Source organism: Weissella thailandensis (genome assembly GCF_001932615.1).
GTDB classification, from domain to species: domain Bacteria; phylum Bacillota; class Bacilli; order Lactobacillales; family Lactobacillaceae; genus Weissella; species Weissella thailandensis.
The window spans coordinates 988,182-1,005,114 of the sequence record NZ_CP014332.1 but is presented as its reverse complement, the minus strand read 5'-3'; the positions used below and the strand labels follow the sequence as shown (position 1 = coordinate 1,005,114).

The following is a 16,933-nucleotide window of genomic DNA, read 5'->3' as shown; positions in this document are numbered from 1 at the left end:
TAGATTAATTTTCTTCTGATGAATCACGAATATCATCAATTCGTATCAATAAATCAAACATGACTTCATCATCATTAATAAAGTTACGCATACTTTCTTGATTGTTTAGATCATCATGTTTCTTAAAGAATACATGCTGTGTTGCATCAGCATATACCTTCATCTTCTCTTCATTTTCGTTCAGTTGATCTTGTTTATTTAATACATCAGCAATAGCATCTTCAACCTGATTCACTAAGTCAATATCTGCTGTTTCTATCAGTGAAACTAATTCTTTACCAGAATACTTATCAAAATTACGCTGCCAAAATATAAAGTCGTCAACTTCATCATCATTTTCTTCATTGGATTCAGATACAAGCGGTTCTATTGTATTAACAGGTGTTGATTCTGCTGCAATGAATGGTTGAGCTGTCGATGCTAATATCTTTTGTTCTGGAAATTTATCATCGTCATGGTTACCAATTGGTTCTGATGCCGTTGTATCTAGATTTGTCTCTGTGCTTGCTACATTCACTGGTTCCTGAGTCTTTTCTTCTGCCGGTTCGGTTTCTGGATTAACTTGTGTTGCTAATTGTTGATAATAACCACTGTAATCTTGGAAAATGTCTTGATAACTGAGGTTCTTGGTATTGTTTTTAATCCGTAAGTCCGTTGTGTAGTAATCCAAATGATAACTTTGTCCAATTAAATCACGCGCATTTGGCATCAACGTCTTACCAGTATCAAAGATTGGCAGTGGTCGGATACGGCGCCATTTCTTATCATTACGTTTAGCAGTACGCATAATGACCATTTCACCATCATTCAATTCTTCCAGTTCTTTAGCAGAAAGTAACGGCATTTTATCAATAGATATTTGCCGGTTTCCTCTATCTTGTTGCTGTTCACCCATTTGAGAATTAACAATTTCTTTTTGAACTTCAATTTCACCTAGCCGTTCAGAAACAGCCTGGTTAGTATCGCTATCTTTGGTTTGAATATGAAATTGCGTCAACATGTTATTCATGATCTCTTTAGCCTCTGATTCAGAATATTGTTTAGCAACCTGCACATCATCTTGAACATACATATCAACAATGTGGCCATAAGTTAGTCCACGAGTTAGGAAGTTATCAAACCCAGGGATTCTTGGAAACATTGAAAACTCATTTAGCTTATAGATAATCTGACGATCCATCTTACGGCGAGTAATTTCTGAGGCAATTTGTGTATTAACTGAAAAGACTTGTCCTAAGAATAACGAGGCAATTGCGGCATAGTTATCGTTGCTTTGAGGCGTCACAATGAACACTGCCTTTGGTGCCTCTGAATAACGCAAGCTAAACGTTGCCTTGTTATCATTAGTTAAGTGTTGTTCCAATGGATACGTCACAATTTTTTTAACCGGTTGTTTGCTATGCGGATTAATCTTAATCGTATGGTTTAAATTACGTTGCACACGTTTTTCACCACTGATTTGTATCCATGATTCTCTTAGGTGTTTGGGATTTCCTTTATCTGAAAAGTGTACCTTGATTAACCACTCATCAGGAAATACTTTATGAAATGGATATTGAATAACACCAGCTCGACTAACCTTGACGGCATCCTGTTCCAAATAACTGCCTTTTGCCTCTTTATCTTCACGTTTATATAATTCCACCTTGGCCGTTGTACCTGCGTAACTCGTTGGTACATTGACCTTTAACATTCTTGGAAAACCATAGTCTGCAATTTGAATGGTTGACCGTGAGGTAAGTCGTGCGACTGTTTCAGAGGCAAACAAGCTTGAACGACTTTGCAAGGTGAACATAACTGATGACTTCGTGTCCCCAGTTGCTCCTAGATAAGAACCCGCTTTTAGGATCGCCTCATTAATAATTGGCGGCATCGGATTAAGTTTACGCAACATATTAAAGTATTGCGTTAAACCATCCATGTTTTTATCTTTTGGATCATTAAATTGATTAACTGAATTAATAAATTGTGGGACACCAGCAGGTGTTGCTAGGGTTTGATCTTGATTTTCCATTGCTAACCACAAGAGAATTAAAATAATTGCTAATTGTGTATCTTCGGCGGTCTTATCCCAAATATCATTACCACCTTCTGCTGAACTAGAAGAACCAATAATCTGTACGATAACCATTGCTTCATCACGGGCTTTATCAAGTTCACCATCCATTGCATAGTTCAAAGCAACTTGAAATGGATTCCATGATTCTGACCAATCGGTATCGGCAATATTTAATAGCTGTACTTCATAACCTGCCTTTTGCAAAGGGATAAATGACATTTTGGCATCTTCGTTTTTTGCATCGGTATCAATAATATTTGGTTGGATTTCTGCACGCCGCATAATATCAATAAAGATATAACCTCGACGTTGGTCTTTACCTGAACGTGTCGCTCCAGTTGTGATGGCATGTGTTGGCTTAGGGTCAATCCAGTAAAAACCTGTAAAACCACCTTCAACTGTTTCTTGACCTTTAAACCAACACTTGGTGAACCCCAAACTCATCAGTTTTGGACGCCATTTCTGATAATAGCCTGGAAAGGTTTCATGATTCAGTCCAAAAATTGCTTTACCAATTTGCTTTAACCAAAGGATTGGATGCAATCGAAGAAATTCATAGGAATAGCCCGATATATGACTAATTGGTTGTCCGGATGCACCTTTATAAAACTTATTGCGATCAGGGATTAAAACATAAGTACGATCTATTTCTTTTAAGGTTGTCCAACGATTTTGGTTAGTGGTACGATCACCGAATTTCTGTACCCAGTCATACCAATTTTTAATTCCTAACCGTAAGAAAATCCCAAAAGCAAGGAGCATGATAATCCAAACAACAAAAGAATTTTCATGCAAAACGCCGCCAGTTAAAGTAAATGTTGCGTATTGTTGCAAGTATTCCCAGCTAAATGCTGGTTGAAAGTATACATTGAACATGTTTAATGCCATGTTGCCAAGGCCTGAACGAATAATGTACCAAATGACCTCTGATAGGGTTCCTAACAGGATCGCAAAAATTACTCCAATCAAGCAATATAATAGAAAAACCATTAATTGAAACCACCAACGGCCACGTAACCTGATTTGGCTACTTTTTTCATAAGCACGCGATTGCTCATAACGATTCCCGAACCATTCTTTACTCATGAATACCTACTTTCTGCGTATCTAATTCAACTTGCGTCACCACTGACTGCCAGCTACCTTTAGGATGCGTTTCATCTGGTGGCGCTCCCCAAGCACGGAAAACAAATGTGTGACAATTGGCTTTTCCTGTCCGTCGTTCATTCAAAATAGATTCGGCCATTCTCGCTTGCACGAAATCCATAATGCTATCGTCCAATGGACGAACTCCCAAGCTTTTGCGATAGCCCTTATCAACCAAAAAATCAATTAATGAATGAGATTCAACCACTTGTTCATTCACATATTCAAGGCTGTCAGAAAAACTAGGGATTAAATCAATCACATCTTGATCACGGTAGATTAAGTGATAACCTTGTCGCTGCGCTTGTTTATTTAACCGACTGAGTTTTAAATCAATGATCTTCTTAACATTTGGTATTTCTAGCGGTTCAAAGATAATAGTGGCACCAATACGACTAATAAATTCTTGTCGTAAATCGGCTCCTAATAACGCATTTTCAAAATTTTTACCAAAGGTTTCTTGATGCTGCGGATCATGCCGATAAGCTTCACTTTTTGCTGCCCGCTCAATGATTAATTGATGCCCAATATTAGTCGTCATAACAACGATTAAGTCCTTAAAGTTAATCGTTTGGCCACGTTCATTTGTTAATCGACCATCATCCAAAATTTGTAGTAGCAAGTCCAGCACCATTGGATCGGCTTTTTCGATCTCATCTAATAATAAAACTGAATAGGGATTAAACTTAACGGCCTCTGCTGCCCGTTCCGCAAATCTGGCCATAGATTGCTTAGCAAACTTGAACTCTGACATATCAAAACGAATTAATTGTCGTTCATCACCAAAGTAATGTGTTGCAATTGCCTTGGCTGTCTCAGTTTTACCAACACCAGGTGTGCCTGCCAGTAGAAATGATAATGGTTTCGTCATATCACCTAAACCAGCTGCACGAACGCGAATACTGGTGACAATCTTTTTTAAAGCAGCATCTTGGCCAATTACTTGCGTTTGCATCCGTTCATATAGTTGAAATAACCGTTCATCATCTTCTTCGGTTAAGACAGACATAGGGACGTGATACCTTTCATGGATAATACTAGCAATATCACTCTCCATCATTACCGAATGGTTGTTCATTTTTGATTCAACTAGCGCATTATCTAGTAAGGTAATCGCCTTTTCGGGGAAAAAGTGGGTTGTAATGTAGCGGTCAGAAAAATTAATGATTGTATCTAATGCCTCATCCGGTACCTCAGCACTTGCTGGTAAATCATCGACAATCCTTTTTAAAGTTGCTCGCGTTTGACTTGGTGTAAATTCATCCAGCAGCACTTTATCAAAACGACGTTCCATCGCGTTATCTGACTCAATATATTGACGAAACTCATTATTAGTCGTTGCCCCAATCACTTGAATTTCACCACGACCAATTGCTGGCTTTAAAATATTACCGGCATCCATACCTGAGCCACCCTCAGCACCTGTACCAATCAATTCGTGCATTTCATCAATAAATAATAGAATCTTCGGATTGGCTTTCACTTCATCGACGATATGATGCAAATTTGAGGCAAAGCCACTACCAGCTGTTGATTCCATTAAACTAGCTAACTCTAGAGAAATTACCTGTCGGTCTAATAACGTCTCATGCAAAATATCATCTTGCGTTATGATTCGCTTCACCAATTCCTCGACTAACGCCGTTTTACCAACACCCGCTTCACCCAAAATAGCAGCACTATTCTTTTTATGTTGATTCAAGATGCGCACTAATCGTCCTAATTCAACATCACGTCCAAAGGCACCATATTCATCCGGTTGAGCGCTAATGATTTGATTCAAGCTAGTAGTAAAACGATCTAAATATGGTGTATTGGTCATTTGATTAATCTCCTTCCATTGGTAAATCATTTACATCGGTGGCAACTTGCGTTCGTGCCGATAATGAGGCACCTTGTGGTTGTGTTTTTGGCTTATAGGCGTTCATATTGGCAATTTCTTCTTCGGTAAATAATTGCTCAATACCTTGTCCTTCTTGCCGTGCTTTAATATTTGCTAATCGTTGCTTTTCTTCTTGATCGACTTCCGCTTGAATATCTTGCATCAATGATTCATCTTGTCGGATGGCCGCTAAACGTTTATCTAAAGCAGCAGCTTCCTTTTTTGTATCCATAAACTCTTCTCCTTGTAAGTCAAAATCTTGTGTCGTGATTAAAGTGGGAACTAATTCCGCTGGTACCACTTCATCAGCTAAATCAAATACACTGAGTAGTTTTATTTGTTCAGGTATTTGTTCAAAAGTTATTTCATAATGGTCATTTAGTACGGGGTCACCGGCTGGAAATAACAGGTGATATTGCTCGGCCGTTGCTGGTAATACCAGTAAACCGTCTGCCCGACCGGTTTCAACTGACAACATATATAACCCATTACCGCGTGCAACTTGAACTAATTTTCCTTGTATTGTCATGCTGCTCATCTTGTTCGTTCTCTTTTTTCCTCTTGTGCTTGATCTTGTATTGCTTGATTCGTGGCCATTTGTACAGCCGTTGGTTGTATATTAGGCGCCGCCCGTCTCTCATTGGTTATTGTTTGGCCATCAGATAAGCGGTCTGACAAATAATTAGTGATCGACGTACTCGCTTTGGTCACATCAGCCATTAAATTAGGATTTCTATCTTTCATATCAGCGACTTTTTCAAGGCTTTTCGTCCAATCACTCATGTACTTTTCACTAAGATCACCCGGTTCAACACCAATATTTTTTAAAACAACATAACTGGTCATTTCTGCTTGTAATTCCTTCTCAGCAGTTGATGTATTAGCGTCACTCTGTTGATGCAACGCTGTATGTCCCATTTCATGTGCCAGTGTCGCAATTCGGTCGGTGACTGGTAAATCAGGTCGTAAGACGATACTTCTATCTTTTGGATCTTTACGATTAATGACAGTCGCACCTTTCGCAATACCATTACTTGTCATTGGCTTGTGATCTGCTAAAAATTTCATTGCCCCTTTATCTTGATCAATCACCTTCACATGTTGTTGTTCAGTTGCGTATTCTTTCAACGTGTCATACACCGTTTGTAACTGTTCATCGGATTGATCAGTTAATAAATTAACTGGTCGATTAGGCAGCAATTTGGGTAAATCATCAAGTGAGGCATTTGTTTGTTTAATATCAAACACTGTTTGAATTGGATAATGTTTAACAGACCGAATTTCTAGGTCACCAGTTTTAGCTTGTTGACGCTGCTCTGCGGTTGCATCACGCCAATAAACTTGCTTACCATCTGGCGTGATCACACTTTGCAAGTTTTTAGGGGCGCCGTATATTTTCATACCTTGTTCGCCCTTATTAACTTGAATGTCCTGTTCGGCAAATTGCTTATATCCCTTCACGATAGTGGCGTCTTGACGTTGGCCATAAATCAGCATCGTGTTTCGTGGTGAATAGTTTTGCCCTTGTGCCACAAAATCCAAATAGTTTTGGGCTTCTTTCGGATCATTTTGATAATTCTTCATACGTTGCAAAGCATCTTTGATAATCTCTTCATTCTTTTCACGACTTTTGCCCTTTCGGTCAGTCCGTCGTTGTTCACGTGCTAATCGTCCCGGATTAGCATTGACGACTTGTTTATCATCCTGAACTTTCATCGACTTATTCGATGGTTGCTTAGCTTGTTTACTGAAAGTCTCCAATGCCTCTAATCGTTTATGACTTTCTTCCATTGTCATTGTTTTAATACCAGGATCATTTGCTTTTAGTTGGTCATTCCAATCTTTTCCCTTGGGTGGTACCTGACGGATATTTTCCATGCCTTCAAATTGCAAAACACTAAATTGATCAGCTGCTTGAAAACCTGCTAAATCATTATCAGTTGCTAATACCAATTTGTTAGGCAAATGACCGTTCAATTGATTCATACGATCTAATTGTGATAGCACCTTTTGATGGTCGGTTCCTGATAATGATAAAAATGTCGCATTTTCATGCGCCAATTCTGGAAAGTGTTGTTGTGCGTACGATAAAGCATCAATTGGTGATTCAAATACTAATAGTTGGTCAGCACCATTCCCTGTATGGAAGTTATACCCGTAATTAGAATCTGAGCCAGCGGCAACTTTCTTTTGCGTACCACGCTTACCATATTTCTCATAATCAATTTCAGTTCCTTGTTGATCTAATCCGACAACTTCGCCTTTTTCATCATGCCAAGGAAATAAGATGGCCGGCTTTTGCCATTCTTTTGTCTGCCAGTCTTGGCGAGGCTTCCCCTGTTTAATAAATTCCGATGCTGTCAAACGCTGCACAAAGGTTTTATCAAAGCCTCGTTCATTCACTAAATAATTTTCAGTATTGTTAGTTGATTGCGAGGTACGCCACCTTTTCCAATCAAATTGATAATTATTTGTTGCGCTTTTTTGCTTATATTTGTCTTGTGCCTGTTCGTCTTGATTATCATAATGGTTTTTATAGTCAGACCAGCGCACCCAAGCCTCCTTTGGCGTGACATCTTCAAAAGCACTAATAAAGTCCCCTAAATCACCGGATAACTGCTTAGAATTCCAAAAAAAGACGTTTTTATCAGTGTTAATGATGCAACTATCATGATCTACCAACCGTAAACGATTATGTTCAGTGGTATAATCAATGCCTTTATAATCTAAGTATCCTTGGATAGGTAAAGCTTTCATCGCTTCACGATTAATCGTCATTCAACTCACCACCTTCATTGTCAGTTTGTAATTCGATTGGTGAAACTTGCTCGATAAACTTTTCGACATCTACTAAATCTTCTGTTTGCAAATGTTGTTGTAGCTTTTGCACTAACTCTAACTCCACCTGTTTCTTAAGGTCGGCTACTTCACCTTTAAGTGTTGTCACCTTTTCTTGGGCATTTTCTAATTCGTCCTGTTTCTTTGCTAAACGTGCTGCTAATTTCTTTGATACCATGCGTCAATTCCCCCATTACTTTTTTGTTTTTATTAACTATGGTTATCGTAACTGAATTTAAAGGGACGATGTAAAAACGCCCCACCCCTTTTATAACCATTAAAATCAATGATTTAATACAAAAATAAACAAAATAAAGCTCCACAAGTATTGGCTATTTTTCCAATACTTGTGGAGCTATTTCATTCATATTAACTAGCAATTAACTGTATGGCCTTTTGATGATACTCATCTGAATAGCCTATAACACATGACAAAATCCACCTGCCCTCATCATCTGTTATATTTGTGTCCAATACTCGACGCAAATCCTGTACGACTTCTGGAATTGGCTTCGGATTATTTTGCTTATCAATATATGCTAATACTTTTTCCTCATTTTTTTTATCATTAGTTAGCTGAATCATTGTTTTTCCTAAATCATAGGTTCCCTCTGGTTCAACATATGCTTGCTCAATATTATTAAATTCATCTGGATCAACTTGATTGCCTTTTTGAATCTCTTTCAAATAAGCTAATTTTCCTTTTGGTGACAGATTATTGTATATTTGATCGTTTTTGAATAAGATAGTTTTCCCCTTTCCAGTCATTAAAAATTCAACTTAATAATGCATCTATAATCCGTATGCTATCGAAATAATAAGATATGTTCAAGTCTTTACTACGTACCCCAGTCCCCGCCAGCGGGGGTCTAAGCAGTCTTACGCCTGCCAACCACCTGATGACACTGGGTCTGCCTTATGTGCCTATCATTTATAGCAGGCACCAGTTTGTCCTAAGTCGCCAAGCGACTAAGGACAACTAGGACGAAGTACAAGGGTAAATAGTACGGCTACGCCGCCCTTGTACTTTGCCCCGGTACCTGCAAAAAATTTCCCGTCACAACGACAAACCCAGCGACAACAGGTGGTCGCTGACAGAAAAATTTTCATAGGTTACCTGGCCTAAGCAAGGAGTTTTAGTATGTCAAAAAACACAACAGACCTTTCATTGTCTATTTTTTCATGGCGTGGAGACCGTCCAACGCCAGTCCCTTTTCCTGAATATGACGAAAGTTATTCTGACGTTGATTTATCAGCCGAAGAAGTTGATGATTTTATTTTTCATTTAATCGTTGCACAAGCTAGAGATGAACAAATTACTATCAGATTAGCTAATGACGAATTTCAAGATTTTAAATTAGTATAGGAGCTAAAAATGACAAAAACTTATTATGATGATTTTACCAAGTTGCATTTAAGCAAAATGGCACAAGCCATGTCAGATATTACTTATGGTTATGAAGAAACCCAAGTCCCCAAGGAGCACTACAAAAAAGCCCCATCAGCTGATTATGAAGAAATAGTTTCCGCCAACGTCAGCGTAAAGCTGGTTGAAACCATTTATAACATGTTGAATGGCTTGCAAAAAGAAAGCCCCGATTGTTCTACCAAGCGCTTGTACTGCTTGATATGGGCATTAAGGCCAAGTACCATGTCGGCACAACAATATCAAGCCTTATCACTTGTATCAGACGATTTTGAGCAAAACAAAAAAGCACGCATGCTAAATGCTCAAACGTATGAAGATTTTAATGACGTGCTATTAAACGGCACAACCTACCACTTTAACAACTAAGGAGAATTAAACATGAAATGTCGCGTAGTATTTGAAGAGTATCGCAAAAAAGAAGTCGAACTTGAAATGACCCCAGAAATGAATATTGACGACCTAGACGAAAAAGCCATGACAATGTATGATAACGGCCAAATCGTTCTAACCCCCGACGATATGCAATCAGTTCATTTCCACGTTAAAAACGATTTTGAAAGGTAAATAAGGTAACCATGAAAAAAGATATACCAGTAACTTATGAAGAAACGTTAGTACGAACAGTTACCCTAACAGTTGACGACGAAGAAGATATTGATAAACAAGCCCGACAAGCTTACCTAGACGAAAAAATCGTCCTGGATAGTTCCGACTTACAATATACGCAATTTGAGGTTCAGACACCGTTTGGCGACTGGACAATAATCTAAAAACCAGGGGCGCAGTGCGCCCTTCTCTGCATACCCCAGTCCCCGCAAGCGGGGCTCCCTTACAACCCCCGACCCCACCGGGGCCAAACGTTTCCGCTTGGCGCAACCGTCCTTTCACCACCTATCCTTTATTTTTGCCATCCAAACTCTAATACAGGCAGTGTTGCTAAGTGCCAGGCACTAAGCAACACTAGGCCCGATGACAAGGGTAAATAGCACAGCTACGCTGCCCTTGTCATCGGACACCGCCTGTATCACACTTCTCCCGTCAAAATGAAAGTTTGGTTAGTTGCTGAAAGGCAATTGACCACCAGAAAAATTTTAGGAGACCAGCTATGATACAAACAACTGTCACAACACCTGTCACCACTTATCAATTACAGCTACAACAACACAATCAAGTTTCGTTTGGAATTACGGCTAGTGCCACTAATTTAACGGCGGCCACCTTTCAATTAAACGTCAATGACGCTGATATAGCACATTACTTCGTCAATTACTTAGGGACCATCCTAGCAATGACTTTTCAACAAGCTATGTCTGATGCAAACTTTTTATCACAATTACAAAAAATCATTATACATGAATTAAAAAATTGGCAATCGGGTTATCAATACTTATAGCCAGTTGTTAGCATCGTAAAAATGATATATTAAACCTATGGAACGTGGCTGCCGAAAAGATTGCTCTGACAAAACCTCCTTTACGAAAAAAATTAAATTCTCCAATAAGATACTAAACACCTGTTTGTCAGATTCCCTAACTCATATGGGTTAGGATACATAATATTTTAGCGCCTACAGAAAGGAGTCTGACCATGCCTTACTTTATTCTTTACCTGCTGTTATTTCTCGTCTGTTATCTTTTTGGTCTCACCATTGGTTGGGCCTGGCGAATTATTCGTTGGGTAGTGCTTTTGATTTTATCTGTCAGTTGGTGGGTATTTAAAACCGCAGGAATTTGGTTGCTCTGTGGGATTGCTTTTTGTGGTGGTTATATGTGGAGTTATCTGCGAAGTAAATGGCAACAATTCCATCCAAATAACTCCTAATTTATAAACTGGTCTACTTTGTGAAATATGCTGGCAGTGAAAAAGATTTGTGAATTTGATGAATTGCACAAATCATTGAAAAGCCCGGTAAATCAATAACTAACTATAACCATGATATGTTAAATTGGATTGGTTTAGTTGACGTAAGACTCATAAATGATTAATTTTTGTGTTCATACTTGATAATTAAATAATTACAAAAATACCCCGAAAGTTAAAGTAAAGATTTAACTTTCGGGGTATACCTTAATGTTAGGTTTGCTTGTTTAATTGTTTTAACTCGCATAAATAATCACCTCATACCCAGGCTTTTTATCTATAAATTGAACCAAGAATCCTTTTATATTTTTTGTGTGTATTATCATTGTAAAATTTATTCCACCAAGATTCATTACGCACCTGCTTAGGTAGTTGACGTAATTGTGTTAAAGATAACTCAGCATTTGTGTTCATTATTTTCAACCATAGTCTAAATTGGATTGAAGTCAATATTTGAGACAGGTTTTAAGAGACATTCAGAACTGCGTTTACCTTCCACAGCTCAAATAAATCATTAATCGTGATTAATAACTTATTTGAACCATGGAAAGCATTAAATCAGGCGGCCATTTGGCTCGTAAGTGTTGCGATTTCAACTTGTAAGGGGGTCTGGTAGCCCAGTGAACTATGAATTCTCTTCCTATTGTAGAAAGCATGCACATATTCAAAAAGGACAGCAGCGGCAGTTTCATAATTCTTAAAGACCGGCACTGGATAAACACATTCCTTTTTGAGGGAAGCATGAAAAGATTCCATTGGTGCATTATCGTATGGACACCCCTTACGGCTGTAAGAGTGGCGGATATGTAGTTCTGTTAACCGTTGGTTGTAATCATCGCTGGTGTACTGTGATCCTAAGTCTGTGTGGATAATCAGGTCCCCAGTAATGGTTCGATTTTTAACCGCGCTTTCCAGGGTCTTTAAGACTAAATCAGTATCCATCTTTTTTGAGAATGAATAGCCGATAATTCGTCTTGAGTGCAGATCCATGATGGTTGATAAGTAACACCAGCCATTACGCTTCGTTTGAATATAGGTCATATCAGCGGGCCATTTTTTATTTAAACTAGTGGTCGAGAAATCCTGCTTAAGCAAGTTGGGACGCTGTTCAACCTTAGTTTTGGAAGCCGAAGCCGCTTTCCATTTATTGACGGTAACGGAGTGGATATCCAGTTCCTTCATGAGCCGGGAAATCCGTCTTGGGCTGCACCGACGCTACAGTGGTTGAAGTTCCAGATTCAATTCATGGTGGATCTTCATAACGCCGTATCGCTGCTTGAATTCCGCAAAGATCCGCAGAATCCGTTGTTTTAAGTCCTCATCTTCGGCCCGGCGTTTTGAAGGCTTTGGGGATCGATAACGATAATAGTGAGCTCTGGAAACACCGAGGATTCGGCACATCTTAGTTACCTGGTGGTTATGGCTTTCTTGGTGAATATAATCAAAAATATTGGTTACTTCTGCGCAAGGAAGCCCAGGGCTTTTTTTAGGATTTCGTTCTCCTCAGACAGGGAAGCCAGCCGCTTTTCCATCGCTTTAATTTCATCTGGCGATTTATCGGATTGAGTTTTGGCTTGGCCCTGGATCCACTTATGAACGGTTGAATAGCCAATGCCATATTCTCTGGCCAGTTGGGCGGCTGATTCGCCTTGTTTATATAGGTTGATGATGTTTTGTTTGAATTCTTTGTCGTAACGAGTTGGCATGTAAAAATTCCTTCCTTTTGAGAGACGATTTATTCATTATACGCTCTCTTAAAAGTTGTCTCAGGAATCAGCTTACATCCATGCGCCATAAGGTAATAGTTGCGGTAACCCAAACCACGATTTCGTTGATAATACACTATAATCCACAACGCCTAACCAAACGGCTAACAAATCCCCAATAATCAAAGCGATTAAAAATGAAAAATGTTTCCAAAATCCTTTACCAAATATCGACAATAAAATCACAATAGCAGCTGTTGTGATTGATAAAGTAAGTGTCGATAATGAAGAAAAACCTTCATCTCCTGGAGAACCACCTAAAAACTCAGACATTGTGAATTCAGACAAAGAAATACCTACCAAAAAAATAAGGGTTCCTGTAATTGCTGGTGTTAATAATTTTATTAATTTATTTATAAGTCCTGTAACGGACAACATAAATACAATCAATGCACTTAGCAAAATCGAACCGCCTGCTGTTGCTAGTTGGCCAGTTTTACCCGCACTAATCATTAATGCATCAAAGTAGGCAGATGGGCCTTGAATAATAGGTAACTTTACTAGCCTTGTTGCCTGTGTCAGCGTAACTATACCCGAGACAATAAAAATAGTGTTTACCAAATTAGTTGATGAGCTCAACGAAAGTCCTGCGGCCGCTGCAACATAGATTGGATCTAACCATACATTAGAAACAAACACATGTTGTATACCTGCTAAGCCATGCGCAACTATACGATTATCTTTTGTGACCATAATAATAAACATTCCTTTCCCAATAAAAAAAGTGTCCTTAGATACATAAAAAAGGACACTTAATAACAACCGTTGACAATGTTGCTAACTATGATTGGTCACTTTCCTACGCCAGTATTAACCAGATCAGGTTCAAAGGGACCGATATACATCATCTCAGTCTTTACGACGCCCCTAGTGATTATCATTCAATTTTAAAAACTTCTTCAACAAACTATTTCGTGCAAATAAAAAAGCATTTTTCTCACCTGGAGAAAAATGCTACATGAACAATATGTAACACTTTCCTACGCTGATATTAATCAGTTCAGGTTCAAAGGGTTCTTCTCAGCCATATCGGCGCCCCTAGCACAAGGTTATTGTACCATAAATTATATTAAATTTTCTATCTTAATGTAAAATCAATTTCAAAGGATTAATGAACGTCATTATCCCTTATATAGGGTTAATCTAATTATTAGGATATAAATCTACCAATCAAAAAAGTCTATGAGACCAACAAAACTATCAGAGTCGCAAACTATGTTTTAAAAAACTTTGAATAGATTTCCTAATTTTTCATGGCGTTTGACTAACATAAAATTAAAATTTGTAATAATTTATCTGCTAATCAATATATACTATAACATGTAACGCCATATTCAATTTTCTTAATTTATCTATTATTTTGACCATTGTGTTTATCATTAATCAAACAAACTAAAACTATATAATATTATATATAATAAAATGTTTTACTTAATAGATAATAAGAACTTCTTTAACGCGTCTTGCCATGTAAGGATTTCAAAATCCGTTGACTTAGCTTTTTCCAAACTCATAACCGAATGTCTCGGTCTGTAAGCCTTTTGTGGAAATTCCTCACTTGTCACTGGCATCACCTCTACAGAAGTATCTTTTAAAATTTCCTCAGCAAATTCATACCATGTTGCTGTACCTTCATTTGATAAATGATAAATCCCATATTCAGATTTAGTATCAATTAGATGTAACATGAATTCTGCTAAAGTCCTTGTCCATGTAGGGCGACCTAATTGATCATCAACTACTGTTAGTTTAGAATGACTTTCAGCAAGGTATTGCATAGTGTAAACAAAATTACCACCAAACTCACCGAATACCCAGCTAGTTCTGACAATATAAGCATCAGCCTCACTCTCAGTAACAGCTAACTCACCAGCCAATTTTGCACGCCCATAGGCATTTTTAGGATTAACCGCCGCATCTTCTTGATATTCCCCTGAATTTGTACCATCGAAGACATAATCTGTTGACACTGCTACTAATTTAGTATCAAATTTTTTCGCTGCGTCAGCAATATTTTTTGTACCTTCAACATTGACCTGCCAATTTATTTCACGGGCTTCATCTTCTGCTGCATCAACCTTTGTATAAGCAGCTGCATGTAGCACAACATCTGGCTTTTCTTGTTCAAACACTGACATTACTTTTTTCCTATCCGTAATATCTAGTTGCTGTGAGTCAAATGCGACAAAACTCAATTGTCGCTCCGATAAAAGTTTTTGTAACTCTCGTCCAAGTTGGCCGTTAGCTCCCGTAACTAAGTACTTCATAATTCCTCCGAAAAAAGCCAGCTTTCGCTGACTTTATTATTATTGATTATTTTGAGCATATTTTGCTTCAACAGATTCTTTTTCGGGTTGCCACCATGATTGATGATTTTCATACCATTTAATCGTATCTTTCAAACCTGTTGCAAAATCAGTGTACTTTGGTTGCCATCCCAACTCTTCACGAATTTTTGTCGCATCAATTGCATAACGTAAATCATGCCCTGAACGATCCTGGACAAAATCAAAATCATCTTCATCCTTGCCCATATCTTTTAGAATAGTACGTAGTACCGTGATATTATCTTTCTCACCATCTGCTCCAACTAAGTAGGTTTCACCAATCCTACCCTTAGTAAGAATCGCCCATACGGCAGTTGCATGATCATAAGTATGAACCCAGTCGCGAACATTCTTGCCTGAACCATATAACTTTGGTTTGATTCCAGAAATAATATTAGTCACTTGGCGAGGAATGAACTTTTCAATATGTTGGTATGGGCCATAATTATTTGATGTATTTGAAATCGTTGCCTTCAAGCCAAATGACCTTACCCAAGCACGTACTAATAAATCTGAACTAGCCTTAGTTGAAGAATATGGACTTGATGGACGATATTGGGATTCAGGAGTAAATTTTTCCCCTTCTCCCTCGCCATGGCCAGGTAAATCTTCACGCAATGGTAAATCACCATAAACTTCATCCGTAGAAACATGGTGGAAACGCTTATTGTACTTACGAGCAGCTTCAATTAAGGTATAGGTTCCCATAATATTAGTTTGAATAAATGGTGAAGGATCTTTTAATGAATTATCATTATGGCTTTCAGCAGCGTAATGAACAATAGCATCTGTTTCTGAAACAAGCTTATCAACTAATGGTGCATCCGCAATATCACCAACTACCAACTTAACACGGTCTTCAGGTAAGCCAGCTAGATTTTCCTTGTTGCCGGCATATGTTAACTTATCAAGTACAGTAACATTAACCTCGGGATGTTCCTCAACAATATAACGAACAAAATTTGCACCAATGAACCCAGCTCCACCAGTTACTAATATATTTTTATACTCAGTCATGAATGAACTCCTATTTTAATTGCTCTTTTGTCAGTGGTTCAACATCTTTCAATAAGGGATGATTTTTATCGGCTTCACTCACTTCTGCATGCTCCACATCATCCCATGTGATTCCTAATGTAGGATCAGCATAGTTAACAAAAGCATACTTTGGCTTCAATTCTAAAGCCCAATAGTCATTCACTAAATAGGAATATGAAACTGTGTCACTTAGTACTTGAAAACCGTTGGCAACACCGCGAGGTACATAAATTCCCTTACTAGCGTCAATGATTGTTTGGTAAACATTCCCAAATGAACCACCTTCGCGTAAATCTACCCAAGCACCCAGTACTTTGCCACTGTCAGCTACTGAAATATATTTATCCCAAGGTTCTGCATGCAAACCACGTAATACACCTTTACGTGATAGTGATACATTATTCTGCAATTTGTCATCTTTGAAGAACTCTGTTGGGAATCCTAAAGGTAACATCTTTTCCTTTTGAAAGTTTTCTTTAAACCAACCACGATTGTCACCGTGAACTGGAATGTCGAATTCCACCATACCCGGGATATCCGTAATTGTTCGAGCAACTAATTCCTTTTCAAAAAAGTCTTCAGACATAC

The 16,933-nt window shown here is 38.3% G+C and carries 18 protein-coding genes, 1 pseudogene and 2 riboswitches; of the genes and pseudogenes, 6 read left to right on the top strand and 13 right to left on the bottom strand.

What is annotated here, in order from left to right; all coding sequences use genetic code 11:
• Positions 1–4 precede the first annotated feature (4 nt).
• The 6 genes from FOL01_RS04880 to FOL01_RS04855 all read right to left on the bottom strand — a co-directional run bounded on the left by FOL01_RS04880 (position 5) and on the right by FOL01_RS04855 (position 8,693).
• Positions 5–3,145, bottom strand: a complete 3,141-nt coding sequence (locus FOL01_RS04880; RefSeq protein ID WP_075269614.1) for a type IV secretory system conjugative DNA transfer family protein — start codon at positions 3,143–3,145, stop codon at positions 5–7.
• Positions 3,138–5,027, bottom strand: coding sequence for an AAA family ATPase (locus FOL01_RS04875; RefSeq protein WP_169823040.1), 1,890 nt, complete (start codon positions 5,025–5,027; stop codon positions 3,138–3,140). Before FOL01_RS04875 ends, FOL01_RS04880 begins: the two co-directional genes overlap by 8 nt.
• 4 nt (positions 5,028–5,031) lie before the next feature.
• Positions 5,032–5,616: a hypothetical protein gene (locus tag FOL01_RS04870; RefSeq protein WP_156834990.1), complete on the bottom strand. Its 585-nt coding sequence runs from the start codon at positions 5,614–5,616 to the stop codon at positions 5,032–5,034.
• 5 nt (positions 5,617–5,621) lie between these two features.
• Positions 5,622–7,865 (bottom strand): toprim domain-containing protein, encoded by a 2,244-nt coding sequence (locus tag FOL01_RS04865; protein WP_075269611.1) that lies wholly within the window; start codon positions 7,863–7,865, stop codon positions 5,622–5,624.
• Positions 7,855–8,103, bottom strand: coding sequence for a hypothetical protein (locus FOL01_RS04860; RefSeq protein ID WP_075269610.1), 249 nt, complete (start codon positions 8,101–8,103; stop codon positions 7,855–7,857). The genes FOL01_RS04865 and FOL01_RS04860 overlap by 11 nt, the downstream gene beginning before the upstream one ends.
• Before the next feature lie 191 nt (positions 8,104–8,294).
• Positions 8,295–8,693: a hypothetical protein gene (locus FOL01_RS04855; RefSeq protein ID WP_075269609.1), complete on the bottom strand. Its 399-nt coding sequence runs from the start codon at positions 8,691–8,693 to the stop codon at positions 8,295–8,297.
• Positions 8,694–9,066: 373 nt separating this feature from the next.
• Between FOL01_RS04855 and FOL01_RS04850 the strand changes: the two genes are divergently transcribed.
• The 6 genes from FOL01_RS04850 (at position 9,067) to FOL01_RS04825 (ending at position 11,175) form a co-directional block, all read left to right on the top strand.
• A complete protein-coding gene (locus FOL01_RS04850; protein ID WP_075269608.1) occupies positions 9,067–9,291 on the top strand; it encodes a hypothetical protein in 225 nt (74 codons plus the stop codon).
• 9 nt (positions 9,292–9,300) lie between these two features.
• Entirely contained in the window at positions 9,301–9,720 is a 420-nt protein-coding gene (locus FOL01_RS04845) for a hypothetical protein (protein ID WP_075269607.1), read from the top strand.
• Positions 9,721–9,732: 12 nt separating this feature from the next.
• Entirely contained in the window at positions 9,733–9,918 is a 186-nt protein-coding gene (locus FOL01_RS04840; protein ID WP_075269606.1) for a hypothetical protein, read from the top strand.
• A gap of 11 nt (positions 9,919–9,929) precedes the next feature.
• The gene (locus FOL01_RS04835; RefSeq protein ID WP_075269605.1) at positions 9,930–10,124 is read left to right on the top strand and encodes a DpnD/PcfM family protein; all 195 of its coding nucleotides are present in this window, start codon (positions 9,930–9,932) and stop codon (positions 10,122–10,124) included.
• A 335-nt stretch (positions 10,125–10,459) separates the two neighbouring features.
• Positions 10,460–10,747 (top strand): hypothetical protein, encoded by a 288-nt coding sequence (locus FOL01_RS04830; RefSeq protein ID WP_075269604.1) that lies wholly within the window; start codon positions 10,460–10,462, stop codon positions 10,745–10,747.
• Positions 10,748–10,941: 194 nt separating this feature from the next.
• A complete protein-coding gene (locus tag FOL01_RS04825) occupies positions 10,942–11,175 on the top strand; it encodes a hypothetical protein (RefSeq protein ID WP_075269603.1) in 234 nt (77 codons plus the stop codon).
• A 597-nt stretch (positions 11,176–11,772) separates the two neighbouring features.
• Here FOL01_RS04825 and FOL01_RS11025 read toward each other — a convergent pair.
• The 7 genes and pseudogenes from FOL01_RS11025 to FOL01_RS04790 form a co-directional block, all read right to left on the bottom strand.
• A pseudogene (locus tag FOL01_RS11025) lies at positions 11,773–12,414 on the bottom strand (IS3 family transposase); the annotation flags it as partial.
• A 15-nt stretch (positions 12,415–12,429) separates the two neighbouring features.
• Positions 12,430–12,615, bottom strand: a complete 186-nt coding sequence (locus FOL01_RS11520) for an IS3 family transposase (RefSeq protein ID WP_075269601.1) — start codon at positions 12,613–12,615, stop codon at positions 12,430–12,432.
• A 53-nt stretch (positions 12,616–12,668) separates the two neighbouring features.
• Positions 12,669–12,920 carry a transposase gene (locus FOL01_RS11320; RefSeq protein ID WP_075269600.1) on the bottom strand — a complete coding sequence of 84 codons (252 nt, stop codon included), beginning with the start codon at positions 12,918–12,920 and terminating at the stop codon, positions 12,669–12,671.
• Positions 12,921–12,992: 72 nt separating this feature from the next.
• On the bottom strand, positions 12,993–13,673 hold the full coding sequence (locus FOL01_RS04805; protein WP_237342646.1) for a solute carrier family 23 protein: 681 nt from the start codon (positions 13,671–13,673) through the stop codon (positions 12,993–12,995).
• Between the two features lie 86 nt (positions 13,674–13,759).
• A riboswitch (TPP riboswitch) is annotated at positions 13,760–13,859 on the bottom strand.
• 81 nt (positions 13,860–13,940) lie between these two features.
• Positions 13,941–14,030: riboswitch (TPP riboswitch) on the bottom strand.
• 377 nt (positions 14,031–14,407) lie between these two features.
• Entirely contained in the window at positions 14,408–15,247 is an 840-nt protein-coding gene (rfbD, locus tag FOL01_RS04800; RefSeq protein ID WP_075269599.1) for a dTDP-4-dehydrorhamnose reductase, read from the bottom strand.
• A 39-nt stretch (positions 15,248–15,286) separates the two neighbouring features.
• The gene (gene rfbB / locus FOL01_RS04795; RefSeq protein WP_075269598.1) at positions 15,287–16,324 is read right to left on the bottom strand and encodes a dTDP-glucose 4,6-dehydratase; all 1,038 of its coding nucleotides are present in this window, start codon (positions 16,322–16,324) and stop codon (positions 15,287–15,289) included.
• A gap of 10 nt (positions 16,325–16,334) precedes the next feature.
• Positions 16,335–16,931, bottom strand: coding sequence for a dTDP-4-dehydrorhamnose 3,5-epimerase family protein (locus FOL01_RS04790; protein WP_075269597.1), 597 nt, complete (start codon positions 16,929–16,931; stop codon positions 16,335–16,337).
• Between the last annotated feature and the right edge of the window lie 2 nt (positions 16,932–16,933).

Excerpts from the sequence above, each read along its gene's own strand:
- FOL01_RS04805 (WP_237342646.1), bottom strand. The coding sequence starts at position 13,673 with ATGGTCACAAAAGATAATCGTATAGTTGCGCATGGCTTAGCAGGTATA.
- FOL01_RS11320 (WP_075269600.1), bottom strand. The coding sequence starts at position 12,920 with ATGCCAACTCGTTACGACAAAGAATTCAAACAAAACATCATCAACCTA.
- FOL01_RS04845 (WP_075269607.1), top strand. The coding sequence starts at position 9,301 with ATGACAAAAACTTATTATGATGATTTTACCAAGTTGCATTTAAGCAAA.
- rfbD (WP_075269599.1), bottom strand. The coding sequence starts at position 15,247 with ATGAAGTACTTAGTTACGGGAGCTAACGGCCAACTTGGACGAGAGTTA.
- FOL01_RS04830 (WP_075269604.1), top strand. The coding sequence starts at position 10,460 with ATGATACAAACAACTGTCACAACACCTGTCACCACTTATCAATTACAG.
- FOL01_RS04825 (WP_075269603.1), top strand. The coding sequence starts at position 10,942 with ATGCCTTACTTTATTCTTTACCTGCTGTTATTTCTCGTCTGTTATCTT.
- FOL01_RS04790 (WP_075269597.1), bottom strand. The coding sequence starts at position 16,931 with ATGTCTGAAGACTTTTTTGAAAAGGAATTAGTTGCTCGAACAATTACG.
- rfbB (WP_075269598.1), bottom strand. The coding sequence starts at position 16,324 with ATGACTGAGTATAAAAATATATTAGTAACTGGTGGAGCTGGGTTCATT.
- FOL01_RS04855 (WP_075269609.1), bottom strand. The coding sequence starts at position 8,693 with ATGACTGGAAAGGGGAAAACTATCTTATTCAAAAACGATCAAATATAC.
- FOL01_RS04850 (WP_075269608.1), top strand. The coding sequence starts at position 9,067 with ATGTCAAAAAACACAACAGACCTTTCATTGTCTATTTTTTCATGGCGT.
- FOL01_RS04870 (WP_156834990.1), bottom strand. The coding sequence starts at position 5,616 with ATGACAATACAAGGAAAATTAGTTCAAGTTGCACGCGGTAATGGGTTA.
- FOL01_RS04865 (WP_075269611.1), bottom strand. The coding sequence starts at position 7,865 with ATGACGATTAATCGTGAAGCGATGAAAGCTTTACCTATCCAAGGATAC.
- FOL01_RS04840 (WP_075269606.1), top strand. The coding sequence starts at position 9,733 with ATGAAATGTCGCGTAGTATTTGAAGAGTATCGCAAAAAAGAAGTCGAA.
- FOL01_RS04880 (WP_075269614.1), bottom strand. The coding sequence starts at position 3,145 with ATGAGTAAAGAATGGTTCGGGAATCGTTATGAGCAATCGCGTGCTTAT.
- FOL01_RS04835 (WP_075269605.1), top strand. The coding sequence starts at position 9,930 with ATGAAAAAAGATATACCAGTAACTTATGAAGAAACGTTAGTACGAACA.
- FOL01_RS04875 (WP_169823040.1), bottom strand. The coding sequence starts at position 5,027 with ATGACCAATACACCATATTTAGATCGTTTTACTACTAGCTTGAATCAA.
- FOL01_RS11520 (WP_075269601.1), bottom strand. The coding sequence starts at position 12,615 with ATGTGCCGAATCCTCGGTGTTTCCAGAGCTCACTATTATCGTTATCGA.
- FOL01_RS04860 (WP_075269610.1), bottom strand. The coding sequence starts at position 8,103 with ATGGTATCAAAGAAATTAGCAGCACGTTTAGCAAAGAAACAGGACGAA.